At 64.8% G+C, this 23,741-nt stretch carries 22 protein-coding genes; 13 read left to right on the plus strand and 9 right to left on the minus strand.

Annotated features, from left to right (window positions below; genetic code table 11):
* Nucleotides 1-8: 8 nt before the first annotated feature.
* Nucleotides 9-1,913, minus strand: coding sequence for a sensor histidine kinase (locus ACOABP_RS25205; RefSeq protein WP_474228381.1), 1,905 nt, complete (start codon nt 1,911-1,913; stop codon nt 9-11).
* A complete protein-coding gene (locus ACOABP_RS25210; RefSeq protein ID WP_474228382.1) occupies nt 1,903-2,622 on the minus strand; it encodes a LuxR C-terminal-related transcriptional regulator in 720 nt (239 codons plus the stop codon). The genes ACOABP_RS25205 and ACOABP_RS25210 overlap by 11 nt, the downstream gene beginning before the upstream one ends.
* Nucleotides 2,623-2,858: 236 nt before the next feature.
* Between ACOABP_RS25210 and ACOABP_RS25215 the strand changes: the two genes are divergently transcribed.
* Complete coding sequence (locus tag ACOABP_RS25215; RefSeq protein ID WP_474228384.1) at nt 2,859-4,205, plus strand: hypothetical protein; 1,347 nt, start codon at nt 2,859-2,861, stop codon at nt 4,203-4,205.
* Nucleotides 4,206-4,324: 119 nt separating this feature from the next.
* On the opposite strand, the gene ACOABP_RS25220 is transcribed toward ACOABP_RS25215, so the two are convergent.
* The gene (locus tag ACOABP_RS25220; RefSeq protein WP_474228386.1) at nt 4,325-6,568 is read right to left on the minus strand and encodes an NADP-dependent isocitrate dehydrogenase; all 2,244 of its coding nucleotides are present in this window, start codon (nt 6,566-6,568) and stop codon (nt 4,325-4,327) included.
* A gap of 319 nt (nt 6,569-6,887) precedes the next feature.
* Complete coding sequence (locus ACOABP_RS25225) at nt 6,888-7,787, minus strand: YihY/virulence factor BrkB family protein (RefSeq protein WP_474228388.1); 900 nt, start codon at nt 7,785-7,787, stop codon at nt 6,888-6,890.
* Between the two features lie 151 nt (nt 7,788-7,938).
* On the opposite strand from ACOABP_RS25225, the gene ACOABP_RS25230 reads away from it, so the two are divergent.
* Nucleotides 7,939-8,571: a LysE family translocator gene (locus ACOABP_RS25230; RefSeq protein WP_474228390.1), complete on the plus strand. Its 633-nt coding sequence runs from the start codon at nt 7,939-7,941 to the stop codon at nt 8,569-8,571.
* A 40-nt stretch (nt 8,572-8,611) separates the two neighbouring features.
* On the opposite strand, the gene ACOABP_RS25235 is transcribed toward ACOABP_RS25230, so the two are convergent.
* The 5 genes from ACOABP_RS25235 to flgA all read right to left on the minus strand — a co-directional run bounded on the left by ACOABP_RS25235 (nt 8,612) and on the right by flgA (nt 11,925).
* Nucleotides 8,612-9,640, minus strand: coding sequence for an FUSC family protein (locus ACOABP_RS25235; RefSeq protein WP_474228392.1), 1,029 nt, complete (start codon nt 9,638-9,640; stop codon nt 8,612-8,614).
* 150 nt (nt 9,641-9,790) lie between these two features.
* Nucleotides 9,791-9,961 carry a hypothetical protein gene (locus tag ACOABP_RS25240; protein ID WP_197497592.1) on the minus strand — a complete coding sequence of 57 codons (171 nt, stop codon included), beginning with the start codon at nt 9,959-9,961 and terminating at the stop codon, nt 9,791-9,793.
* A gap of 169 nt (nt 9,962-10,130) precedes the next feature.
* Nucleotides 10,131-10,595: a flagellar protein FlgN gene (locus tag ACOABP_RS25245; RefSeq protein ID WP_474228393.1), complete on the minus strand. Its 465-nt coding sequence runs from the start codon at nt 10,593-10,595 to the stop codon at nt 10,131-10,133.
* Nucleotides 10,596-10,602: 7 nt separating this feature from the next.
* Nucleotides 10,603-10,920: a flagellar biosynthesis anti-sigma factor FlgM gene (gene flgM / locus ACOABP_RS25250; protein ID WP_474228394.1), complete on the minus strand. Its 318-nt coding sequence runs from the start codon at nt 10,918-10,920 to the stop codon at nt 10,603-10,605.
* A 249-nt stretch (nt 10,921-11,169) separates the two neighbouring features.
* Nucleotides 11,170-11,925 (minus strand): flagellar basal body P-ring formation chaperone FlgA, encoded by a 756-nt coding sequence (gene flgA, locus ACOABP_RS25255; RefSeq protein WP_474228395.1) that lies wholly within the window; start codon nt 11,923-11,925, stop codon nt 11,170-11,172.
* Nucleotides 11,926-12,350: 425 nt separating this feature from the next.
* Here flgA and flgB point away from each other — a divergent pair, with 425 nt between their 5' ends.
* The 11 genes from flgB to flgL all read left to right on the plus strand — a co-directional run bounded on the left by flgB (nt 12,351) and on the right by flgL (nt 23,209).
* The gene (gene flgB, locus ACOABP_RS25260; protein ID WP_474230544.1) at nt 12,351-12,767 is read left to right on the plus strand and encodes a flagellar basal body rod protein FlgB; all 417 of its coding nucleotides are present in this window, start codon (nt 12,351-12,353) and stop codon (nt 12,765-12,767) included.
* Nucleotides 12,768-12,780: 13 nt separating this feature from the next.
* A complete protein-coding gene (gene flgC, locus ACOABP_RS25265; RefSeq protein ID WP_066742421.1) occupies nt 12,781-13,188 on the plus strand; it encodes a flagellar basal body rod protein FlgC in 408 nt (135 codons plus the stop codon).
* Nucleotides 13,189-13,236: 48 nt separating this feature from the next.
* Nucleotides 13,237-13,905, plus strand: a complete 669-nt coding sequence (locus ACOABP_RS25270) for a flagellar hook assembly protein FlgD (protein ID WP_474228396.1) — start codon at nt 13,237-13,239, stop codon at nt 13,903-13,905.
* A 69-nt stretch (nt 13,906-13,974) separates the two neighbouring features.
* Entirely contained in the window at nt 13,975-15,231 is a 1,257-nt protein-coding gene (flgE, locus tag ACOABP_RS25275; RefSeq protein WP_066742415.1) for a flagellar hook protein FlgE, read from the plus strand.
* 26 nt (nt 15,232-15,257) lie between these two features.
* Nucleotides 15,258-16,001 (plus strand): flagellar basal-body rod protein FlgF, encoded by a 744-nt coding sequence (gene flgF, locus ACOABP_RS25280; RefSeq protein WP_474228398.1) that lies wholly within the window; start codon nt 15,258-15,260, stop codon nt 15,999-16,001.
* 55 nt (nt 16,002-16,056) lie between these two features.
* A complete protein-coding gene (gene flgG / locus ACOABP_RS25285; RefSeq protein WP_066742408.1) occupies nt 16,057-16,842 on the plus strand; it encodes a flagellar basal-body rod protein FlgG in 786 nt (261 codons plus the stop codon).
* Nucleotides 16,843-16,850: 8 nt separating this feature from the next.
* Nucleotides 16,851-17,555: a flagellar basal body L-ring protein FlgH gene (gene flgH, locus ACOABP_RS25290; RefSeq protein WP_474228400.1), complete on the plus strand. Its 705-nt coding sequence runs from the start codon at nt 16,851-16,853 to the stop codon at nt 17,553-17,555.
* 7 nt (nt 17,556-17,562) lie between these two features.
* A complete protein-coding gene (locus ACOABP_RS25295) occupies nt 17,563-18,750 on the plus strand; it encodes a flagellar basal body P-ring protein FlgI (RefSeq protein ID WP_474228401.1) in 1,188 nt (395 codons plus the stop codon).
* Entirely contained in the window at nt 18,750-19,772 is a 1,023-nt protein-coding gene (gene flgJ, locus ACOABP_RS25300; RefSeq protein ID WP_474228402.1) for a flagellar assembly peptidoglycan hydrolase FlgJ, read from the plus strand. The genes ACOABP_RS25295 and flgJ overlap by 1 nt, the downstream gene beginning before the upstream one ends.
* Before the next feature lie 244 nt (nt 19,773-20,016).
* Entirely contained in the window at nt 20,017-21,933 is a 1,917-nt protein-coding gene (flgK, locus tag ACOABP_RS25305) for a flagellar hook-associated protein FlgK (protein ID WP_474228403.1), read from the plus strand.
* A gap of 43 nt (nt 21,934-21,976) precedes the next feature.
* Nucleotides 21,977-23,209 (plus strand): flagellar hook-associated protein FlgL, encoded by a 1,233-nt coding sequence (gene flgL / locus ACOABP_RS25310; protein WP_474228405.1) that lies wholly within the window; start codon nt 21,977-21,979, stop codon nt 23,207-23,209.
* The last annotated feature ends 532 nt before the right edge of the window (nt 23,210-23,741 follow it).

Genomic DNA, 23,741 nt, shown 5'->3' on the forward strand with positions numbered 1-23,741 from the left:
GCCGGCGCTCAGGCGTCGGCCGTTGGCCGGGCCACGGCGAGCAGCAGGTCGAACCATGTGCCGTGCGCGTCGGCCTGCCAGCCGATGGTGGCGCCGATGGCCTGGGCGCGGCGGTGCAGGTTGGTGAGTCCGCGTCCGCCGCGCGTGGGCGAGACGGCGCTGGGATCGAACGGCGCGCCATTGTCGTGGATGCGGACCGTCACGGTGTCGTCCACCGCGTGGGTCTGAACGCGGATCACGGTGGCATTGCCGTGCTTCAGGATATTGGTGAACACTTCCTGCACGATGCGCAGCACGTGCAACGCGCCCTGCGGATCCAGCCACTGAAGCGGCGGCACGTCTTCCACTTCCCACACCAGCCCGATGCCCGCCGCCTCCAGGCGCGGGCCCAGCCGGTAACGCAGCGTCGCCAGCAGCAGGAGCAGGTCTGCGGAATCCGGTTCCAGCGAGTCGATGGTGAGCTTGAGGTCGTCAATGCACTCGCGCAGCAACTGCGCGACATCGATTTCCGCGTTGCGCTGCTCGACCACCCGCAGCGCGCTCATCAGCGATGATCCCAGCCCGTCGTGCATGTCTTCCAGCAGGCGCTGGCGCTCCTGTGCAAGTGTCTCGCGACGCTCGATCTCGCGTAGCTGCCGATGGCTCTCGTTGAGTTCGGCTTCGCGCTGCGCCAGACGCATCGCCAGGCTTGCATTGACCTGCGCTACCTGGTCCAGCGCGCCGATGTAGCGGCGGTACATCAGGTACATGAACAGCAGCAGCTGTACGCAGCCCAGATACGACAACAGGTAGATGCCTTCGATACTGATGCGGTAGTTCTGCAGCAGCACGTCGTGCACGGCGATGGGCGTGCTCATCGCGTTCCAGATCGAGAACAGCAGCGCCTCGCGCGAGCGGGCGCGCCACGACGCCTGCAGCGCGGCAATCGACGCCGTCAGGTTCAGGCAGACCAGCAACAGCTGCGCGAGCGGAAACAGGAACACCGCATGTGTGAACCAGGACAGCGGCAACGTGCTGGTCGCCAGGAAAACCACGATGCACGTCAGCCCCGCTTCGAGCCGCCTGTAGCGCACGTCGAGGTAGCGGAAGATGAAGACGTAGCACGTGAGGATCAGCCAGGCAATGCTGTTGAAAGCCAGCCAGGTGAACCACGCTTCGGGGATCGGCAGCGGGTCCTGCCCCACAAGGTACTGCAGCGTATGCAGGAAGTAGCTGCCGGCGGCCAGGAAGCAGAGCAGGTAGCGCGATTCCGCGCGGCGCCGGCACCAGACCATCAGCGAGAAGATGCCGATCGCCAGCAATGCGCCGCTGGACAGATAGGGGAACTGCGTCTGCAGGAAGCTGCGCACGGCATAGCGCCATAGCAACTGGCCGTTGGTGCCGATGCGCATTGTCGACAGCGCGCCGCCGACCTGTCCGGTCATATCCATGCGCACGACGATCTCATGCGGATGAGGCCCCAGCGGAATCCAGAGCGGATAGTTGTAGCTGTTCCAGACGGGACCGGCGCGCGAGTGCCAGCGCAGCTGGCCGTCGACATAGACGGCCAGGCGGCCCACGGTCTGCCATCGGGCCGCGTAGAGATAAAGCGGATCGCCCGCGTTGGCTGGGCCGGTGGCATCGGGCACCTGTACGCGCACCCACACCGTGCTGACCGCGCCGTTGTCGAGCGAATCGGGCGCGATCTGGCGCGGCACCACGACGGGCAGGGGCGTTTGACGCCAGGGCTCGGCGTCCGCAGGCATGACCAGTTGCATCGGCGGCGATTCGAGCGACCCGTCGGGCGTGATGCGTAGCTGCGCGCCAGTGAGATGCAGGGGCAGGCTGGCCGCATGGGCGCATGCGCTGGCGAGGATCGCCGTCACGCACAGTGCCAACGCCAGCCACCGGTGCCAGTTGAGCCTAGCGGTCATCGAGCAGGCCCTGCATGCGCGCCACGTTGATGGCTTCGACCTTCGAATGCACGTCCAGCTTGACGTAGATGCGGCGCACGTAGGTCAGCAGCGTGTGGCGCGACACCCCGAGGCGCTGGGCGATCTCGTCGTGAGAAAAGCCGCGCGTGATATCGGTCAGCACCTGGTATTCACGGGGCGACAGCGTGGTCGGTGGGGTGGCGGCAGGCGTCAGGGGGGGAGGTTCGGCGGGGGTGTCCGCCGCTGGCGCGCGCATGCGCAGCAGCACCTGCCGGGCAATCAGCGGGCTCATCGGACTGCCGCCCTGATGCAGCGAACGGAGTTCGCGCACGATGTCCACCGCACTGCTGTCCTTGAGGAGATAGCCCGTGGCGCCAGCGGCAATCGAACGCATGACGTGGGACTCGTCGCCGAACACGGTGGCCACCATGATTTCGCAGCGTGGCCAGGCAGCGCGGGCGGCGTGGATGGCATCGATGCCGGAGCCGTCGGGCAGCCCAAGGTCGATGACCAGGATGTCGGCCGGGCTGCAATCGCGCAGCATCGACAGCCCCGCGGACAGCGTGGCGGCGGTGCCGGCCGATTGCATGTCCGGAGCGCTGGACAGCGCCTGCATGAATGCGGTGCTGAAGCGTGGATCGTCCTCGATCAGGGCGACACGGACAGGCGGGGCAGGCTGGACAGGCGGATTGGGGCGGGTGTTCGTCACGAGGCGTTGGGTTGCGAAGTCGTCAAGGCTGCGCACGACGACTCTGGCAGCGGCTCGTGCAACCGCGAACGTCCCTACTCAAGAGGGGAGGTGGCCTCGTGTCGCTTGTTCGGGGGACATACACACCGCGAGGATAAGGCTACGATCCGCCCGAATTGTTGCACGCGTTGCCCTGATGCGAAACCACGGCGCAACACGTGCATGCAGCAAAACAACAGACGGGGAAGAGGGGCAGCATGAAGATTGCGACGACGCAACGGGCATTGGGTGCACTGGCGGGTGCATGGATCGTCAGCCTGGCATTGGCCGGGTGTGGCGGGGGTGACGGGGGAAGCAGCGGGGCAGGAAGCAGTGCCGGCAATGGCTCGGCAGGCGCCGGCGGTAGCGGGGGCACTGGTGGTACCGGGGGCTCGGGGGGCACCGGAGACAATGGTGGCGGCGGATCGGTCACGCCCGCCGCCGTCACCTATATGGGCGTCATCAGTTTCGGGGACACCATCGCCGTCACGCTCGATGCGCCGGCAGCCGGCAAGCTCAAGATCCGGTTTGCGGATTCCGCATTCGGTCTCAGCGGCACGCTGGTCGGCGACTATACGAAGAACGGTGGCGTCTACACCGTCGCCAACCTTGCCGTGGACGCCGCAGATCCGCCGCCTGCCTTTGTGTCGGCGCTGATCGGGTCGATCACGGCGGCGTTCACGGTATCGGGCACGACGTTGACCGGCGAAATCGCGGGGCTGCCGAAACAGCTTGGCGGTGGCAAGCTGTCGGGGCATATCAGTGCCAGCAGCGTGTCGACGGTCCAAACGCCCGCCAGCCTGGCCGGCACCTACAGCCTGATCAGCACGCAGTCCACGTACTACGCGTCAAGTGGCAACCTGCAGGTGCAGTTCGGATTTGCCAGCCAGATGCGGCTCGGTGCCGATGGGTCGGTGCGCATGTGCCAGGCAGGGTACAGCGACACCTGCAGCAACGCGGCGCTCGGCAGCCTGACGCTGGCCGACCAGACCCGCTATCCGGGCGCGTACGAACTGACGCTGGGCGGGCAGCTCCAGGGGCGCGTGTTCGCCCTGCCAGCCAACGGCGTGCAAACGCTCTACCTTGACCTGAACTATCCCAACAACATGGGTGATCCGGTCACCGGCGTCGCGATCTTCCGTCCCGTACAGACGCTGAGTGCCGCTCAGGTGGCCGGTCGCTGGACGTGCGCGCAGCCTGCCGTGTCGTTTCTGCGGTCTCCGAAGCTGGGCATACCTGTCGTGATGGATGGAACGATGCAATCGGGCGCGTTCACGATTTCCGCCGATGGCGAGATCACCGACGTTGCCTCTGGAACCGCCACTACGCTCTACACGAATTTCTCCAGGAACTCGACGGGCGGGACCGCGCAGATGGTAGCCATCAACGGCATCATGTCGACCGAATGGACCGTGCCAGAGGGCGCCATGGGCACGCGCGCGCAGGTATTCCTGCCGCTGGACGCCGCAACGATGGCCTATTTCGCGGAAGTGCAAGTGCCATATCTGGATGTGGCCTTTACCGGCTCCGCGCTGGTCCAGGGGAAATGCAGCAAGGCAGGATAGCCGGCCGCAAGCTGGAAGCAACAAAAAACGCCCCGTGGCATCTCTGCCACGGGGCGTTTTTTTGTCCGATGCATCATGGGGTCTGCGCGGGCGGCCCACATGATGCCAGGATCAAGCGCTTAGGCCTTCACGGTTTCCAGCGCTGCGTTCAGCGTCTTGCTCGGGCGCATGATGGCTTCGAGCTTGGCGTCGTCCGGCTTGTAGTAACCGCCGATTTCCACCGGCTTGCCCTGGACGTCGCCCAGTTCGCCGATGATGGTCTTCTCGTTTTCCGTCAGCGTCTTTGCCAGCGGCGCGAACGTCTTTGCCAGGTCGGCGTCTTCCGTTTGCGCGGCCAGTTCCTGGGCCCAGTACATGGCCAGGTAGAACTGGCTGCCGCGGTTGTCGAGCTGGCCGGTCTTCGGCGACGGGCTCTTGGCGTTGTCCAGCAGCTTGCCGGTTGCGGCGTCCAGCGTCTTGGCCAGTACCTTTGCGCGGTTGTTGCCCGACTTGATGCCCAGCTCTTCCAGCGACACGGCCAGGGCCAGGAATTCACCCAGCGAATCCCAGCGCAGGTGGTTTTCTTCCACCAGCTGCTGCACGTGCTTCGGAGCCGAACCGCCCGCGCCCGTTTCGTACATGCCGCCACCGGCCATCAGCGGCACGATCGACAGCATCTTGGCGCTGGTGCCCAGTTCCATGATCGGGAACAGGTCGGTCAGGTAGTCGCGCAGGATATTGCCGGTCACCGAGATGGTGTCCAGGCCGCGGATCACGCGCTCCAGCGTGTAACGCATGGCGCGCACTTGCGACATGATCTGGATGTCCAGGCCCTTGGTGTCGTAATCCTTCAGGTAGGTTTCCACCTTCTTGATCAGTTCGGCCTCGTGCGGACGGTACGGGTCCAGCCAGAACACGGCCGGCATGCCCGAGTTGCGGGCGCGCGTGACGGCCAGCTTCACCCAGTCGCGGATCGGTGCGTCCTTGACCTGGCACATGCGCCAGATGTCGCCCTGCTCGACCTGCTGCGTCAGCGCCGTCAGCACTTCGCCGGTGGCGTTGTCGACGATGCGGGCTTCGCCGTCTTCGGGGATCTCGAAGGTCTTGTCGTGCGAACCGTATTCTTCAGCCTTCTGCGCCATCAGGCCGACGTTCGGCACCGTGCCCATCGTCACCGGGTCGAAGGCGCCGTTGGTCTTGCAGAAGTTGATGATTTCCTGATAGATGCGGGCGAACGTCGATTCCGGGATCAGGCACTTGGTGTCCTTGGTACGGCCGTCGGCACCCCACATCTTGCCGCCGATACGGATCATGGCCGGCATCGATGCGTCGACGATCACGTCGTTCGGTGCGTGCAGGTTCGAGATGCCCTTGGCCGAATCCACCATCGCCAGTTCCGGACGATGCTCGTGGCAGGCGTGCATGTCGCGGATGACTTCTTCCTTCTTCGACTCCGGCAGCGCGTCGATCTTGGTGTACAGGTCCACCAGGCCGTTGTTGACGTTCACGCCCAGTTCGTCGAACAGCTTCTGGTGCTTGGCGAAGGCGTCCTTGTAGAAGACCTTGACTGCGTGGCCGAACACGATCGGGTGCGACACCTTCATCATGGTGGCCTTGACGTGCAGGCTCAGCATGACGCCGGTCTTGCGCGCGTCTTCCATCTGGTCTTCATAGAAGGCCAGCAGGGCCTTCTTGCTCATGAACATGCTGTCGATGACCTCGCCGTCCTGCAGCGCGACCTTCGGCTTCAGCACCACGGTCTTGCCGCTCTTGGTCGCCAGTTCCATGCGGACTTCACGTGCCTTGTCCAGCGTGATCGACTTTTCGCCGTGGTAGAAGTCGCCGTGCTTCATGTGGGCCACGTGCGTGCGCGAGGCCATGCTCCAGTCACCCATGCTGTGCGGGTGCTTGCGGGCGTAGTTCTTGACGGCGGCCGGCGCGCGGCGGTCGGAGTTGCCTTCGCGCAGCACCGGGTTCACGGCGCTGCCCAGGCACTTCGAGTAGCGCTTCTGGATGGCCTTCTCTTCGTCGGTCTTCGGATCTTCGGGGAAGTCGGGGATCTTGTAGCCCTTCGACTGCAGTTCCTTGATCGCGCTGACCAGCTGGAACACCGAGGCGCTGATGTTCGGCAGCTTGATGATGTTGGTGTCCGGGTCCTGCGTCAGGCGGCCCAGTTCGGCCAGGTTGTCCGGCACGCGCTGTTCTTCGGTCAGGAATTCCGGGAATTCGCCCAGGATACGGCCAGCCACCGAGATGTCGCTGGTCTCCACGTTCACGCCGGCCGGGCCGGTGAACGTGCGGATGATAGGCAGGAAGGCACTGGTGGCCAGCAGCGGAGCTTCGTCGGTTAGGGTGTAGATGATGGTGGGCTGCTGGTTGCTCATCGCTTATCTCGCATCAAATTCGGGTTGGGAAATGCCACGCCCGGGTCGCGGTGCGGGGCAAGATTCGAATTTTGCCTGATTTTGCATGGCGGAGGTACGCTCCTTCATGTGAAATTTGTGTGCTGTATGCAGCGGCATTCAACGCTGCTTTGCGCATCTGTCAGGCTTCAGCACGCAATGGCGTGCAAGTTCATCAATTTAGATCGGAATCGGGAACCTGCAAAATTCTCGATTCTTATGTCTTATAGAAGAGTTCGAGTACGGCGCTCGGGTATTTGCCCGCTGCGTGTGATGAATTATCAACTTTTGGCGATGACGGTCACGTGCGGAAGCTCCCGGTATCGCCGGTCATCTGGCGGGGCTCGCCGCCCCGCTCGAAATCCGCAATGATCTGTGCGCCGAACAGCAGCAGCGTGGCGGCAATCTCCAGGCTGAGCAGCACGACGATGGCCGTGGTCAACGATCCATAGACCTTGCCGACCTGGGAAAGTGTCGAAAAGTACCAAACCAGCACATGGCGCGAGATTTCCCACAGGACGGCGGCAAAGACCGCGCCGGCCAGCGCGTGCCGCACGGACAGCCGGCCCACCGGCATCACCAGGTAGATCGACGTCAGCAGCAGGATCTCGCCCAGGAAACCGAGCCCGTAGAGCAGCCAGCCGGACAGTCGGCCCAGCGACCAGTCGTGGCCCAGTACCTCCAGGTGCCGTTCGCCGATGGTCTGCAGGCCGCCCGCCACCACGGTCACGATCAGCAGCCCGATGCTGAGCACGAGGATGTAGCAATAGGGCAGGATCGCGGACACCAGGAAATGGCGCCGCCGGATGGCCACGCGATGGATGAAGATCACCGACATCGCGTTTTCCAGTACCGTGAACGCCAGCGAGCTGAAGAAAACCATCGTAATGGCCAGCACCCAGCCGATGACGCCGCGATTGTTGAGAAAGCGGGCCAGTTCGGTGACCAGCGCATGAGATTGTCCTGGCAGCAGCCATTCCAGGTAGCGCTCCAACGTTTCGAGCAGTTCGACGGGATCCAGCACCTGCGACAGGCCGATCAGCATCAGGATCAGCAGCGGCACGATCGAGAGCAGCGCGTAGTAGGCCACGGCGCCGGCCAGCAGCAGGCCCTGGTTGGCGCGAAAGTGGACCAGCGCATCGAGCAGGAACCGGCCGGGGTGCCGGAGCACCAGGCGGATACGGGCGTCGAGGAGTTGCATGGCGGCACACCGGGACGGGGTGTCCTCAATGTGGCCGAGTGCGGCGCATTAGGCAAGGGGATGTTGTCTGACACGGCGCGGGAGGCCGCCCTATAATGGCCCGTCCCTTTCGACAAGACCAACAAGAACATCTCATCGGGAAGCCCCCATCATGCTCACCTGGCACGAACTCGCGTTCTTCTCCCTGGCCTGTCTGATCCTGGTGCTGACACCGGGCCCGAACATGATCTACTGCGTGTCGCGCGCGCTCTGCCAGGGACGAGGCGCCGGACTGGTTTCGCTGGCGGGCGTGCTGCTTGGTTTTGTCGTCCACCTGATGGCGGCGTCTCTGGGCCTGACCGCCTTGCTGATGGCCGTGCCATTCGCGTTCGATGCGATCCGGCTGATGGGCGCGGCCTACCTGCTCTGGCTGGCCTGGCAGGCGGTGCGTCCGGGCGGCACCGCGCCGTTCCAGGCGCGCACGTTGCCGGCCGATCCGCCGCGCAAGCTGTTCAGCATGGGGTTCGTCACGAACCTGCTGAATCCCAAGGTCGCCATGTTCTACCTGTCGTTCTTCCCGCAATTCCTGCATCCCGAAAACGGCTCGGTGCTGATGCAGAGCCTGCAGCTTGGTGCCGTGCAGATCGGCGTCAGTGGCGCGGTGAACTGCCTGCTGGTGCTTGGCGCGTCGGGCATCACGGCATTCCTGTCGCGCAGCGAGCGATGGCTGCGCGCCCAGCGCTATGTCATGGGTACGGTGCTGGGTGCGCTGGCGTTGCGGATCGCGATGGCGGATCGCAGGTAAGCGAACCCGAACGGGCTCGGGCAGGGGCGCCGCCGGCCGGTCAGTGGGCGCCGTACGGAAAGCGGGTTTGCGCCGCCATCTGCGACAGGTGATCGCGCAGGTGGGCCAGTTCGGCCGACAACTGCAAGGTCAGGAAGGCATGGGAGCTTTGCCCGATCGACGGGTCGTCGGGGTGCGGCGATGGCAGCGAAGGGTGCAGATGCACCATCGTCTCGTCGGCGGCTTCCAGCGCGGACGCCATCTCCAGCAGCAGGTCGCGGATGTTGTGCTCGTCGCTGGTGTCTTCCACGGCATCGGGGTCGATGGCGGCCAGCATCTCCAGGGCGCTGATGCAGACGCGGGCGCTGTGCTGGACTTCTTCCAGGTCGGCCGTGGGCACCCGGGTTTCCTTGGACACCGACGGAATCAGGCTGCGCATCTGCACCAGCAGCCCCGACAGCTTCATCATGTCCTGCTGCCGTTCTTTCTCGTCGCGCTGGCCCCGCTCGATCTTGGCATGCACCGCCGCACACGCGCGTAGCAGGCTGGCCAGCTTGAACCGCCAGGAATATGACGCATACGCCGGGAATGCGAATGAGAACACCAGCGCGATGGCGGTGCCGATCAGGACATCGACGGTGCGCCACAGCGCGTCATAGACGTCCTGGTTGCCGTGCCCGGCCGTAATGACCACGGTCACGGCCGCCAGCAAGGCGATATATCCGCCCTTGCCTACGGCGTGGTAGGCGCAATAGCCGCAGATGACGGCCATCAGGCCCCAGGTCAGCGTGGGGATGCCGAAGTAGTTTTCCTGGATGATCAGGAACAGGCCGATCAGGGCGCCGATCACCGTGCCGGCGCCGCGTTCGGCGGCCCGCCGGCGGATATTGCCGTGGTGCTGCAGCCCGCCGATGACCACCAGCACGGTGATGGTGGCCCATTCGCCGTGCGGAATATTGATGCCGGTAGTGAGCGCAATCGACACCAGCAAGGCCAGCGCCACGCGCGTGGCATGGAAGATGCGGGCTTGCCGGAATCGTCGGTCGGGGTCTAACAGCGCGCTGGTTGTTTTTCGCAGGGCCTCGAACATGGCGGCGATCACCGTGCGGAGATCTGAACGCTTCGAGTGTATAGAGCGGGGCCCATGTTCCGCAATGTTTACATTCTGCGGAGGCATCGGCCGGGCCAGGCCCGGCGTCGTGCGGTCGAGTTCCACGGCGGTGTCAGCCAGTCGTGGCAATCAGGAAGGATCCTTGGTGCGGGTACGCGAGACCGCCGACATGATGCCGATGCCGAGCACGATCACGCAGGCGATGCCGATATAGACATGCGCCACGCCGGCCACGGATAGCCCCCAGGCGATACCGCCCACCAGCACCACGAGACCGATCACATAGAGCAGGAATGACATGGCTGTACCTCCGGACATTGTTTTGGTTACCGGACGTCACTCCGCTGCGCCGGCAGGCTGCAGCGGGTGGCTCAATGTCAATGTAGGGAGGATGCCCGTCGTTCGCGATCAGGCAATGGCCGAGCCTTGCGTAGGCAGGCGCTGACGCACCCGCGCCCGGCGTGATACTTCAGCCTGCCGCCAGGCTCACGCCGCTGGCGGCCGCCTGGGCCTTGCCATCGCGGCCGTACATCTCGTTCGGTGTCATGCCGCCCTGGCGCAGCACCTGGATGGCTTCCTGCGTGAATTCCAGATGGGCGTTGACGATGGCGCCATTCAGGTCGTTGGCGTCCTTGGCCTTGTGGGCGAAGAACACCACCTTGCGCCAGGCCTCGGCCACGGCCGGTTCCACCTCGCGGCCAACCAGCAGGCCGCCGTCGCCCACGCGCAGGCCAAGGGCGATCATCTGCGCCTCGCGCGTGGCGGAGGCGCGGGTCAGCGCCTGAGCCAGTTCCATCTTCTTGTTGAGCAGTTCGCTCAGTGCCTGGAAATCCTGCCGCTTGATGGCGTCGCGCTCTTCCGAGAGGGCGCGCCCGAAAGCGGCGATTGCGTTGGCTTCTACCGAAAGGGACTGGATCAGCGCTGCTTGGCTCATGTCAGGTTCAGGATTGGCTACCGCCCTGGCTCAGCTCATGCAAAGAGGCGAGCAGGCCATCGGCGATCTTGCTGGGATCGATCTTGATCCGGCCTTCCGCAATGGCCTGACGGACTTCCGCAACCTTGGCAGCGTCGATGTCGCTGTCGCTTTCCTGCGTCAGGCGCGCACCGATGTCGCGCACCTGTGCGGCCAGCGGGCTGACGCGCACGCCGGTCAGGGCGGAGGGGTCCGTAGACGTGGCACCGTTGGCGCCCGCACGGGCGTTGCCTTCGGTAGCCGCAGTGTCGGCGGGCCGGGACGGAGTGGAGTTGTTGATCTTCACGGTGAAATCCTTGCTGGGTTCCTCTGAGTTATCGACCTGAAGACCGGAAACTTTAGGCTGTTCGCCGGCAAATTCCCGGGTTTTCGGGCCGATCCCGGAGCAGATGGCCGGGCATTCTCGCACGGTCCGTCTGCGCCGGTTGGTACGGCTGTCTGCTTGCTGCTGCTTCGGGGATCCCAGCCCGTGTGATGACTAACTTCCCGATACTGCAAAAACTGCAAAAAAGTGATGTATCAATTTCTTTTTTGACTACTGCTGGAGCACGACCGTGTCGCCGCTGCGGACCACGCCGCTCACCACCTGGCCGTTGCGCAGGCGTACCTGCACGGCGCTGCCGGTGGCCGCGTCGGTCAGTACCTTGCCTTCGCTGCTCAGCTGGAACGAATCGCCCATGACGGTCACGTTGACGGTCTGGCCCGATTTCACGGCAATCGGCTTCTTGATCAGGTCGGTGCGCATCGGCGATCCGGCCGCGACGCGATTGGCAACGACCGAACCATCCACCTGCGACAGATCGGTCACCACGGCACGCGGCAGCGCGCCCAGGTCGCCCTGGCGCAACTCCAGATCGGCCGCCGTGATGGTCTCGCCGGGGCCCATGGACCGGGCGGCCACGTAGTAGTCAGTCAGCACTGACACACGGGCCTGCATATAGCGTGTCCAGGGGCGTTCGCCACCGCAGCGCAGCCCCACGTTCACGCGGCCATACGGCGCGGCGCCGGCGGGCAGGAACGGCTCGGGGTCCACGCATTCGGGTGCGCGGCCGCCCGACGGCGGCACCACCTGCACGCTGACCTTGCCCGGCAGCCCGATGGACTGACGCTGCAGGAATTGTTCGACGGCGACCCGCGCGGGATCGTCGTTGGCAAAAGGATTGCGGGCGGTCTGCGCCTGGGGGGCGCCCTGGGGCGCGACCGGCGTGACCTGGGCGGTGGCCGACACCGGGCCGGCCAGCGCAAGGCCGGCCAGTGCCATCAGCGCAGTGGCCTGTCGATGGAAAGTCATAAGGTCATCCCAGCAAGGATGGGGACGGCAGCGGTTGCCGGGCAGGAGGCTGGCGGTGCGCCGTGTATACCCGTCCGGCGTGCGATGCCGTCGCACAACAGTTGAACATCTGTAAACGCCGCGCGGCGCCGGCCCACCGTGAATGGGGCCGTGTCGCGCGTTGACCGGAGCGCCTTGTACGGCGCGGCCCGGGGCCGAAAAACGGCGTCCGGCCATGCCAGTCAGTGGGAGCCATTGTAGGCAGCCTCGCGCGAGAAGCCGAACCGGAAATGCGCAGGTTTCTCGTCCCTATTCAGACGATTGGCGTGACAACCCGGCCCCTAAGATGGCAACCCTGAAGAAGCCCGGCCGGACGTATGCGACAGGTATACCCAGGTCTACGGCAGCTCTCTCCCCGAAATGAAGCCATTGCAGGAAAGGCAGACATCATGGACAGACTCGATGCGGCGTTTCGCTTCCAGCAGGAAGCACTGAGCTTGCGGACCCAGCGGCAAGGCGTAATCGCCTCCAACATCGCCCACGCGGATACGCCGGGCTACAAGGCACGCGACTTCGATTTCGCCAGCACGCTGGCCCAGTCGGTGGAACGCGGCAACCAGCAGCGCGACGGCGTGTCGCTGTCGACCACGTCCGCACGCCATCTGCCCGCGCAGGCGTCGGCCATGAGCACGAGCGACCGCGACCTGCAGTACCGCATTCCGCTGCAGTCGAGCATCGACGGCAACACCGTGGAAATGGACACCGAGCGTGTGGCGTTTGCCGACAACACGGTGCACTACGAAGCGGGCCTGACCGTGATGAGCTCGAAGATCAAGACGATGTTGTCGGCCATCCAGCAGTAACGAAGGAGACACCATGGCTTCCATGAACATTTTCGACGTGGCCGGCTCGGCCATGGCCGCGCAGTCGCAGCGCATGAACGTGACGGCGTCGAACCTGGCCAACGCCGACAGCGCCGTGGCGCCGAACGGCCAGCCGTATCGCGCCAAGCAGGTCATCTTCGAGATGGCACCCACGCCCGGCCAGACCGACGTGGGCGGCGTGCAGGTGGCCGGCGTGCTGGAAGATTCCGCAGCGCCGCGCATGATCCACAACCCCACGCATCCGCTGGCCGACGCCAACGGCTACGTGACGATGCCCAACGTGAACCCGGTGGAAGAGATGGTCAACATGATCTCGGCGTCGCGTTCGTACCAGGCCAACGTGGAGGTGCTCAACACCGCCAAGAACATGATGCTCAAGACGCTGACCATCGGTCAGTAACGGCAGCAGGACCCGAACGAAATCTCTTCCGGAATCAACTGAACAACCATGGCAACTTCCACCGTAGGCAGCAGCACCTCCAACTCTGCCGTGAACCAGGCCCTGCAAAGCGGCAGCGCCAGCGCGGCCGACCTGCAGAACAACTTCCTGACGATGCTGGTCACGCAGATGAACAACCAGGATCCGCTCAATCCGATGGACAACGCCCAGCTGACGTCGCAACTGGCGCAGATCAGCACCGTGAGCGGCCTGCAGACCATGAACGGCACCCTGACGCAGCTGCTGACGCAGACCGCTGCCAGCCGCGCGATGGATTCCGCCAGCCTGATCGGCAAGACCGTGATGGTGCCGGGCTCGGCCGTGAGCGTGGCCGATGGCGTCGCCGGCAAGATCGGCGTCGACGTCCCGTCGACGGCCGACAGCGTGACCGTGCAGGTGCTGGACAAGAACGGCAACGTGGTCCGCAACATCGACATGAAGGGCCAGACCGCAGGCGTGCATGACATCGCCTGGGACGGCAAGAACGACCAGGGCAACGCCGTGGCAGACGGCGACTACACCTTCAAGGTGACGGCTACCGCCGCCGGCAAGGACGTCACGCCGATCGCGCTGGTCTACGGCAAGGTGCAGGCCATCAGCGGCGACAGCTCGGGCGTGCTGGTCGACCTGGGCGACGGCAAGACCGCCAACGTCGACGACGTGCGCCGCATCTCCTGATAACGAATCACCCGGTCCGGGCATACGCGCGGGCATTTCACGAACGACAGCCTACTTAGGGGAAACATCATGGGTTTTGGTCAAGGGGTAAGCGGCCTCAACGCCGCGGCGTCCAACCTGGACGTGATCGGTAACAACATCGCCAACGCCAACACCGTTGGCTTCAAGCAATCGACCGCGCAGTTCGCGGACGTGTACGCAGGTTCGAAGATCGGCCTCGGCACGCGCGTGAACGCCGTGGTGCAATCGTTCACCAACGGCAATATCTCGACGTCGGGCCGTAACCTCGACGTGGCCATCAGCAACGGCAACGGCTTCTTCCGCCTGACCAACTCCGATGGCCAGGTGTTCTATTCGCGTAACGGCCAGATGAACCGCCTGGACGACGGCCGCCTGGTGAACGCCACCGGCCTGCAGGTCACCGGCTACCCGGCTGGCTCGACCGCCGGCGGTGTGGCACCGCAACCGATCGTGATCAGCAACGCGCAGATGCCGCCGAAGGCCACCACGAACATCGCGGCCCAGTTCCAGCTCGACTCGCGCAGCACCGTGCCGACCAACCTGTTCGCCAGCAACCCGGCGGCCACCCCGCCGGTGTCGCCGGACTCGTCGATGTTCAGCTACAGCACGGCCATGACCGTGTTCGACTCGCTGGGCAACAAGCAGCAGCTGACCGCCTACTTCGGCAAGTCGGTCGTGGCAGGCCCGCCCGTGGCCGCGGCACCGACCAACGCGTTCGGTGGCAATGACTGGTCGATGAATGTCACCGATTCCGCCGGCAACATCCTGCAGACGGTCACGCTGTCGTTCGATGCAAACGGCGCGCTGCGCGCTCCGACCGCCGCCGCGATGCCGACCGTCACGCTGCCGGCCAACAATGGCGCCGCCGCCATGACCGCCCAGCTCAACCTGACCGGCACCACGCAGTTCGGCGCCGACAACGATCCGAAGAGCATCGTGCAGAACGGCTACACGTCGGGCGCACTGGTGGGCTTCTCGGTGCAGGAAGACGGCCAGATCCTGGGTTCGTATTCGAACGAGCAGACGATGTCGCTGGGCCAGATCGCCATGGCTTCGTTCGGCAACGTCGAAGGCCTGAAGCCGGAAGGCGACAACGTGTGGTCGGCCACCGGTGCATCGGGCCAGGAACTGCTGGGTACGGCAGGTGGCGCGATGGGTACGCTGAAGTCGAATGCCGTGGAAGAGTCGAACGTCGACCTGTCCGGCCAGCTGGTGAACCTGATCGTGGCGCAGCGCAACTACCAGGCCAACGCGCAGACCATCAAGGCGCAGGACACCGTCCTGCAGACCCTGGTGAACATCTGATCGACGCATAGGCTGAAGCACTCGTCATGGACCGCATGCTCTACACCGCCCTGTCGGGCGCCAAGCAGATACTCGACCAGCAGGCCGCGGTATCGAACAACCTGGCCAATGCATCGACGCCGGCTTTCAAGGCGCAGGTGAACCTGTACCGGGCCGTCCCGGTGCAGGGCCAGGAAATGCAGACGCGGGCGTTCACGCTTGCGTCCACGCCCGGCGCCGACATGAAGGCCGGCCCGCTGACCTACACCGGCCGCGATCTCGACGTGGCGCTGCAGGGCAACGGCTGGCTGGCGGTGCAGATGCCCGACGGTTCCGAGGCCTATACCCGCGCGGGTTCGCTGCAGGTGTCGGCCGACGGCCAGCTCCAGACGTCCGCCGGCCGCCCCGTGATGGGCGACGGCGGCCCGATCGCCGTGCCGCCCGGTTCGACCGTGTCGATCGGCACCGACGGCAGCGTCGTGGCGCGCGGCCCGGGCGAGGCCGCCAACGGCCTGGCCCAGGTGGGCAAGCTGCGCGTGGTCACGCCGCCGCCCGAGGGGCTGGCGCGCGGCGACGACGGCTACTTCCGCCTGCGTCCCGGCGTGGACCCGCTGCAGCAGGACCCCAACGTGCGCGTGATTGCGGGTGCGATCGAAGGCAGCAACGTCAACCCGGTCGAGGCCATGGTGGACATGATTGCCAATGCGCGCCGCTTCGAGATGCAGATGAAGATGATCACGGGCGCCGATACCAACGACCAGCGGGCCAATTCGCTGCTGACGAACAACTGATGAAGCGCGCGGCACCGATCGCACGCTCAATGAATTTTCGAACCAGGACAACTCCATGATTCGCTCTCTCTGGATCGCCAAGACCGGCCTTGATGCGCAGCAGACGCAGATGGACGTGATCTCGAACAACCTGGCCAACGTGTCGACCACGGGCTTCAAGCGCAGCCGCGCGGTGTTCGAGGAACTGATGTACCAGACGATCCGCCAGCCTGGCGCGCTGTCGTCGGACCAGACCGTGCTGCCGTCGGGCATGCAGCTGGGTACCGGCGTGCGCCCCGTGGCCACGGAACGCATCCACACGCAAGGCAACCCGACGCAAACGGGCAACTCGCGCGACGTGGCCATCATCGGCCAGGGCTTCTTCCAGGTGACGATGCCGGACGGCACCACCTCGTACACGCGTGACGGCTCGTTCCAGGTGGACCCGAACGGCCAGCTGGTGACGTCCAGCGGCTTCGTGCTGAATCCGGCCATCACGCTGCCGGCCAACTACACGTCGGTCAACATCGCCCGCGACGGCACGGTGACCGTGATGCAGCCGGGCTCGACCAACGCCGCTACGGTAGGCCAGATCCAGGTCGCCACGTTCCCGAACCCGGCCGGCCTGGAAAGCCTGGGTGAAAACCTGTACGTGCAGACCGATGCCTCGGGCGCGCCGAACACCTCGGTGCCTGGCCTGAACGGCGCCGGCACGCTGCAGAACAACTACGTCGAAGCTTCGAACGTGAACGTGGTGGAAGAGCTGGTCAGCATGATCCAGACCCAGCGCGCATACGAAATCAACAGCAAGGCGGTGCAGACGTCCGACCAGATGCTGCAACGCCTGACCCAGATGGGTTAAGAACGGGAATGACCATGGCCGCCACGCAGTATCGCATCGGTGCAATCGTCGTCTATGTCATCGTCGGCCTGGCCGCGCTGGCAAGCGGCGGCTGCGCAATGATGCCAAAGGAGCCGCTTGTGCAGATGCCCACCACCGCACGCGCCGAGCCGCGCGCGATGGCCCCTGCCACGGGCTCGATCTACGCATCCTCGTACGCGGGAAATCCGCTGTTCGAGGATCGGCGGCCGCGTAACGTTGGCGACATTCTCACGATCGTGATCAGCGAGAACGTCAACGCGAGCAAGAACTCCGCCACCAACGCCAACCGCACCGGCAGCACCGCGCTGGCCTTCAACGCGGTGCCGCGTGCGCTGAGCGGCCTGTTCAGCACCAGCCAGAACGCCGACATCAACGGCGCCAACTCGCTGAAGGCCGGAGGCGGCGCCAGCGCCGCCAACACCTTCAACGGCACGATTACCGTCACGGTGATCGAGGTGCTGCCCAACAGCAACCTGGTGGTGTCCGGCGAAAAGCAGATGGCGATCAACCAGGGCGCGGAGTTCATTCGTTTCTCGGGCGTGGTCAATCCGCGCACGATCACCGGCGACAACGCAGTGCCGTCCACCCAGGTGGCGGATGCGCGCATCGAATACACCGCGAAGGGGTACATCGACGAGGCGCAGAACATGGGCTGGCTGCAGCGCTTCTTCCTCAATGTCTTACCGTACTGATCCCGCCATGTTTCTGCCTCCGATGCCTTTCCAAAAGCCAGGCTCGTTTTTTGGCACCCCGCCCGGCCGTCTTTCCCGCTCAGGTCGCGCGGTCTCTTTTGCCTGCCTGCTGCTGCTCCTGCTCGCGCTGGGTCTGGGCGCGGGCGCCGCGCACGCTGAACGCCTGAAGAACCTGGCGACGTTCCAGGGCGTGCGCGACAACCCGCTGGTCGGTTACGGCCTGGTCGTGGGTCTGGACAACACCGGCGACCAGACCATGCAGACGCCGTTCACCACGCAGAGCTTGAGCAACATGCTGTCGCAGCTGGGCATTACGCTGCCCGCCGGCAAGAACATGCAGCTCAAGAACGTGGCCGCCGTGATGGTCACCGCCACGCTGCCGGCGTATGCCCAGCCGGGCAGCCAGATGGACGTGGTGGTGTCGTCGATGGGCAATGCCAAGAGCCTGCGGGGCGGCACGCTGCTGATGACGCCGCTCAAGGGCGCCGACGGACAGGTGTACGCCATCGCCCAGGGCAACATGCTGGTGGGCGGCGCGGGTGCGTCCGCCAACGGCAGCAAGGTGCAGATCAACCAGCTGGCCGTGGGCCGTATCGCCAATGGCGCCATCGTCGAACGTGCCGTGGCGTCGTTCCAGCCCGAGAACGGCTTCATGAACCTGGAGCTGAAAGATACCGACTTCGGCACCGCCGAACGCGTGGTCGAGGCCATCAACCGCAACATGGGCCCGGGCACTGCCGCGGCAATGGACGGCCGTGTGGTGCAGGTTCGCACGCCGCAGACGCCGACCGCCCGCGTGGGCTTCATGGCGCGCATCGAGAGCATCGACGTGACGCCGGCCAAGGCCGCCGCCAAGGTCATCCTGAACGCCCGCACCGGTTCGATCGTGATGAACCAGGCCGTGACCGTGGAAGACTGCGCGATTGCCCACGGCAACCTGTCGGTGGTCATCAATACGCAGCCGGTGATCAGCCAGCCCGCGCCGTTCAGCCAGGGCCAGACCGTGGTGGCGCCGGTGTCGCAGATCGACCTCAAGCGTGACGGTGGTTCGCTGCAGATCGTCAAGGCCGGTGCATCGCTGGCAGCCGTGGTCAAGGGCTTGAACGCGCTCGGCGCCACGCCGGCCGACCTGCAGACCATCCTGGAGGCCATGCGCTCCGCTGGCGCGCTGCGTGCCGAACTGGAGATCATCTGATGTCGGCGGGTAACACGCTGGGCGGCCAGGCCGATGTCTCGCAGCGTTTCGCCCTGGATACCCAGGGGTTCGAGGCGCTCAAGAACCAGGCCCGCGCCGGCAACAACTCGAACACGCTGCAGGCCGCCGCCAAGCAGTTCGAGGCGGTGTTCACGCAGATGGTGCTCAAGAGCATGCGCGACGCCACGCCGTCCGACGGCCTCTTCGACAACGAGCAGACCAAGCTCTACATGTCGATGATGGACCAGCAGATGTCGCAGCAGCTGTCGTCGCGCGGCATCGGCCTGGCCGATGTGATGATCCGCCAGTTGGCGCGCGCCACCGGCACGCAACTGCCGGCCGGCATGAACGCCGCCGGGGGAATCACCGGCGCGAGCGTGCGCGACTCGCAGATGGCGCAACTGCTGGACAGCCGCGGCGCCACCGACGCCGATGGTCCGACGCCGGTCGGCACCACGCTGCCGGGTACGGCCTGGAACCCCACGGCCGGCCTGCGCCAGTACCAGGGCCAGGCCGACTGGCAAGGCAATGGCCAGACGCAGCTTGGCCAGTTGCCGGACGATTCGCCGGAGCACATCAGCAGCTTCGTCAACCGCATGGCCGAACCGGCGATGGCGGCGTCGCGCGCCTCGGGCGTGCCGGCCAAGCTGATCGTGGGCCAGGCCGCGCTGGAGTCGGGCTGGGGCCGCCGCGAGATCCGCAATCCCGATGGCTCGACCACTTTCAATGTGTTCGGCATCAAGGCCGGCGCCAACTGGAAGGGGCCGACCACCGAGATCCTGACCACCGAATACGTGGACGGCCAGCCGCAGAAGGTGCGCGCGAAATTCCGCGCCTACGGCTCGTACGAAGAAGCCTGCAACGACTACGCAAAGCTGATCAGCAACAACCCGCGCTATGCCGGTGTGGTGACCGCCTCGAACGCCGAGGAAGCCGCGCATGGCCTGCAGCGCGCGGGGTATGCGACCGATCCGGCCTACGGCGAAAAGCTCGTGCGGATCATGAAGAAAGTCTCGACCTGACGACCCCGGGCGGTGATGCCGGCAGCACACGCCGCCTTCTCGTTCCCCATTCAGCGTGACCGTTTAGCGGTCGCGCTGTTTGCGCTTCTGCGTTGGGCTGTAATGAGAGTGACTGCTCACGGCTGGCGCGTATTTCAGCGCATTGCGACGCTAAAGTCGCGCCGTATTTCCGCCGATAACCAACACATCCACCGCCGTCGGCCGTTTGCCGCTGGCTAGCCATTCGATCCGGAGTCAGACAAACATGTCTCTGTTTAATATCGGTCTGTCGGGCCTGAACGTCGCCCAGAACGGGCTTACCACGGTCGGCCACAACTTCAGCAACGCGGCCACGGCGGGCTATACGCGCCAGAACACGATCATTGCGTCGGCAGGCGGCCAGGCCACGGGTTCGGGCTTCTACGGCCAGGGTTCGAACACGATCACCGTGCAGCGCGTGTATGACGGCTTCCTGACCGGCCAGCTGCGTGGCGCTACCTCCGCCAGCTATGACCTGTCGACCTACTCGGACCAGATTCGCCAGATCGACAACCTGCTGGCCGACGAAAAGGGCGGCCTGGCACCGCTGATGCAGAAGTTCTTCGCGGCCGTGCAGGCCGTGTCGGACACGCCTTCGGACCCGGCCACGCGCCAGGGCATGATCTCGTCGGCGCAGGCGCTGGCGGGCCAGATCAAGTCGTCGAGCGATTACTTCAAGCAGCTGCAGAACGGCATCAACACCCAGCTGCAGTCGTCGGTCACGCAGGTGAACGACTACACGAAGCAGATCGCCAGCCTGAACAAGGAAATCTCGCGCATGACCGCCTCAGCCGGCGGCCAGCCTCCCAACGACCTGCTCGACCAGCGCGACCAGGCCGTGGCCAAGCTGACCGAACTGGTGGGCGCCAAGGTGGTGGTGCAGGACGGCGGCACGTACAACGTGTTCGTCGGCAATGGCCAGCCGCTGGTGATGGGCAGCGATTCCTACGACATCAAGGCGGTGCCTTCGTCGAGCGATCCGAGCCGCACCACCATCGCCTACACGCTGCCCAACGGCAACACCGTGGAAGCCGAGCCGGGCGCCGTCACGGGAGGTTCGATCGGTGGCCTGCTGCGCTTCCGCTCGGAATCGCTGGACGCCGCGCAGAACGCCATCGGCCGCCTGTCGCTGGCCATCGGCCAGACGTTCAACGACCAGCACAAGCTGGGCATCGACCTGAACGGCGCGATCGGTACCGACGTCTTCTCGCTGGGCTCGCCAACGGTCTTCGCGAACAGCAAGAACACGTCGAACGCCGTGGCCACGGCTACGATCACCAACACCGGCAACCTGACGACCAGCGACTACACGCTGAAGTTTGACGGCACCAACTACACGCTGCTGCGCAAGTCCGACAACCAGGTTGTGGCAAGCAAGCCTGCCGCCACCGCCACGTATCCGATGGCAATCGCTGCCGACGGCTTTTCGGTCAGCATCAACAAGGCCATGGGGGGCGGTGACTCGTTCGAGGTGCAACCCACCCGCAACGCCGCAGCCGGCTTTGGCTCGCTGATCACCGATCCGGCCAAGATCGCCGCGGCGTCGCCGGCGCGCGTGGATGCCAGCACGCAGAACACCGGCACGGTGAAGGCGTCGCTGACGAACGTGGCGCAGCCCCTTTCGCTGCTCGCGGGCAGCCTGACGGCGAAGTACGATTCCGCGACGTCGAAGTATGTGTTTTCCGACGCAAGCGGTGTGCTTGCCACGCAGCCGACGGCCACGGCCACGGCCACGGGTGTCGACTACACGATCAACGGCATGACGTTCAGCTTCAACGGCACGCCGCAGAATGGCGACACGTTCACGCTGTCGAACAACACGGGCGCGGTGGCCGACAACGGCAACATGCTCAAGCTGGCGAAGCTGCAGACCGCCAAGACCATCAACGGCACGTCGAGCTTCAATGACGCGTATGCCCAGCTGGTCAACGACGTCGGCAGCAAGGCCAAGTCGATCGATATCGCCTCGACCTCGCAGGACAGCATCACGGACCAGATCTACACGGCACAGCAGTCGGTGTCGGGCGTGAACATGGACGAGGAAACCGTGAACCTGCTGAAGTTCCAGCAGCTGTACCAGGCCAACGCCAAGGTCATCCAGGCGGCCAGCACGATCTTCGACACGCTGGTCAGCATCGCCTGATCGCGGACATCCCTGACAACACTGGAAAAGAAGGAATCACGCCATGCGCGTCGCAACCTCCACCCTGTATCACCAGGGCCTGTCCTCGATGAACAGCCAGCAGTCCAACCTGCTGCACGTACAGCAGCAACTGGCTACCGGCCGCCGCGTGCTGACGCCGTCGGACGACCCCGTCGCCGCCACGCGCGCGCTGGGCGTGTCGCAGTCGGTCGCCGTGAACGGCCAGTACACCGCATCGCGCAAGCAGGCCAACGCATCGCTGGGCCTGGAAGAAAACTCGCTGTCGACGGTGACCACCGCGCTGCAGAACATCAAGACGCTGCTGGTGAACGCCGGTAACGGCACGCTGAGCGACAACGATCGCGCATCGCTGGCAACGGCCCTGCAGGGCCAGTACGACCAGCTGGTGGGCCTTGCCAACGCCGACGACGGCAACGGCAACTACCTGTTCGCTGGCCTGAAGACCGGTGCCGCACCGTTCGTGACCGATGCCGCCGGCAACCTCACGTACCAGGGCGACACCGGCCACCAGCTGCTGCAGGTGGACGTGTCCCGCCAGATGGAATCCGGCAACAACGGCGCCGAGATCTTCCAGTCCGTCACGGCCAACGCTGGCTACGTCATCAAGGGCAGCAGCGCGAACAACGGTACGGGCACCTTCAGCTCGATCTCGGTGACCGATCCCAGCAATGCACTGTACGGCCATTCGCTGAGCGTGAAGTTCTCGATCAATGGTGCCGGTGTCACGCAATACCAGGTCACCGACGACACGACGGGCACGGCCGTCGGCGCGGCCACGAACTACGTGGACGGCGGCGCCATCAGCGTGGCTGGCGTGTCGTTCTCGATCAAGGGCGCACCCGCCAACGGCGACACGTTCAAGTTGCAGCCGGCCCAGCAGGCAGGCGCCGACATGTTCGCCAACCTGAAGGACGTGATCAACGCGCTGCGTACGCCGATCGACTCGGGCACTGCCCAGGACGTAGCCGCGGCCAACCTGCAGAACGTGATTGCCACGGGCCTGCGCCAGAACAACAACTCGCTGGACAACGTGCTGACGGTGCGTGCATCGGTGGGTTCCCGCATGAACGAACTCGATGCGCTGGATACCATCGGCTCGAACCGCGACCTGAGCAACTCCAAGACGCTCTCGGATCTGACGGAACTGGACTACGCGTCCGCCATCACCGAGTACTACCAGCGTCAGACGGCACTGCAGGGTGCGCAGCAATCGTTCATGCAGATCCAGCAAATGAACCTGTTCAGGTTCCTGTGATGCTGGGGTGAGGTGGCGCTGCGCGCCACCTGTTGTCGTGCCATCAAAGTTGGTACGGAGGGCTTCGAATCGCCCGCAACGTCTCGCCGGAGACGGCCGTACCGACCTGCTTCCCTGCGATGCCGGCAAGCGTACCCAGACGCTTGATGGCCGGCATCGTGCAAACCTCGGCCGGCTATCCATCGCAACCCACGGTTGCCCCTGTCCGCCCCGTCCCCGCCTTTCGCTCCCATTGAACAGGATGTTCGACGCCCGCCTGAAATCGGACGCCAGTCGCCATAGCGCGCAGGAGCTTTGACGCTCCACCGGACCCGGACTTCAGCCGCATCCTGCAAAAAACCGCCTGGCGGAATTCACGTTTAGAGCGTCTCCTCTAATACGTTTGCGTGACGTTGGCAATACGTTGGCGATACGTCGCGGCGCGCCGTCGCAGCCTTGCGACAGGACGTTATCTGTTGATGAGGCAATGAATCAAATAGTGATCTACCATTCGCCCCGCAATACTTTGTATTCAAACTAAAACAAATCAAAT

The organism is Cupriavidus sp. HE11, from assembly GCF_056097175.1.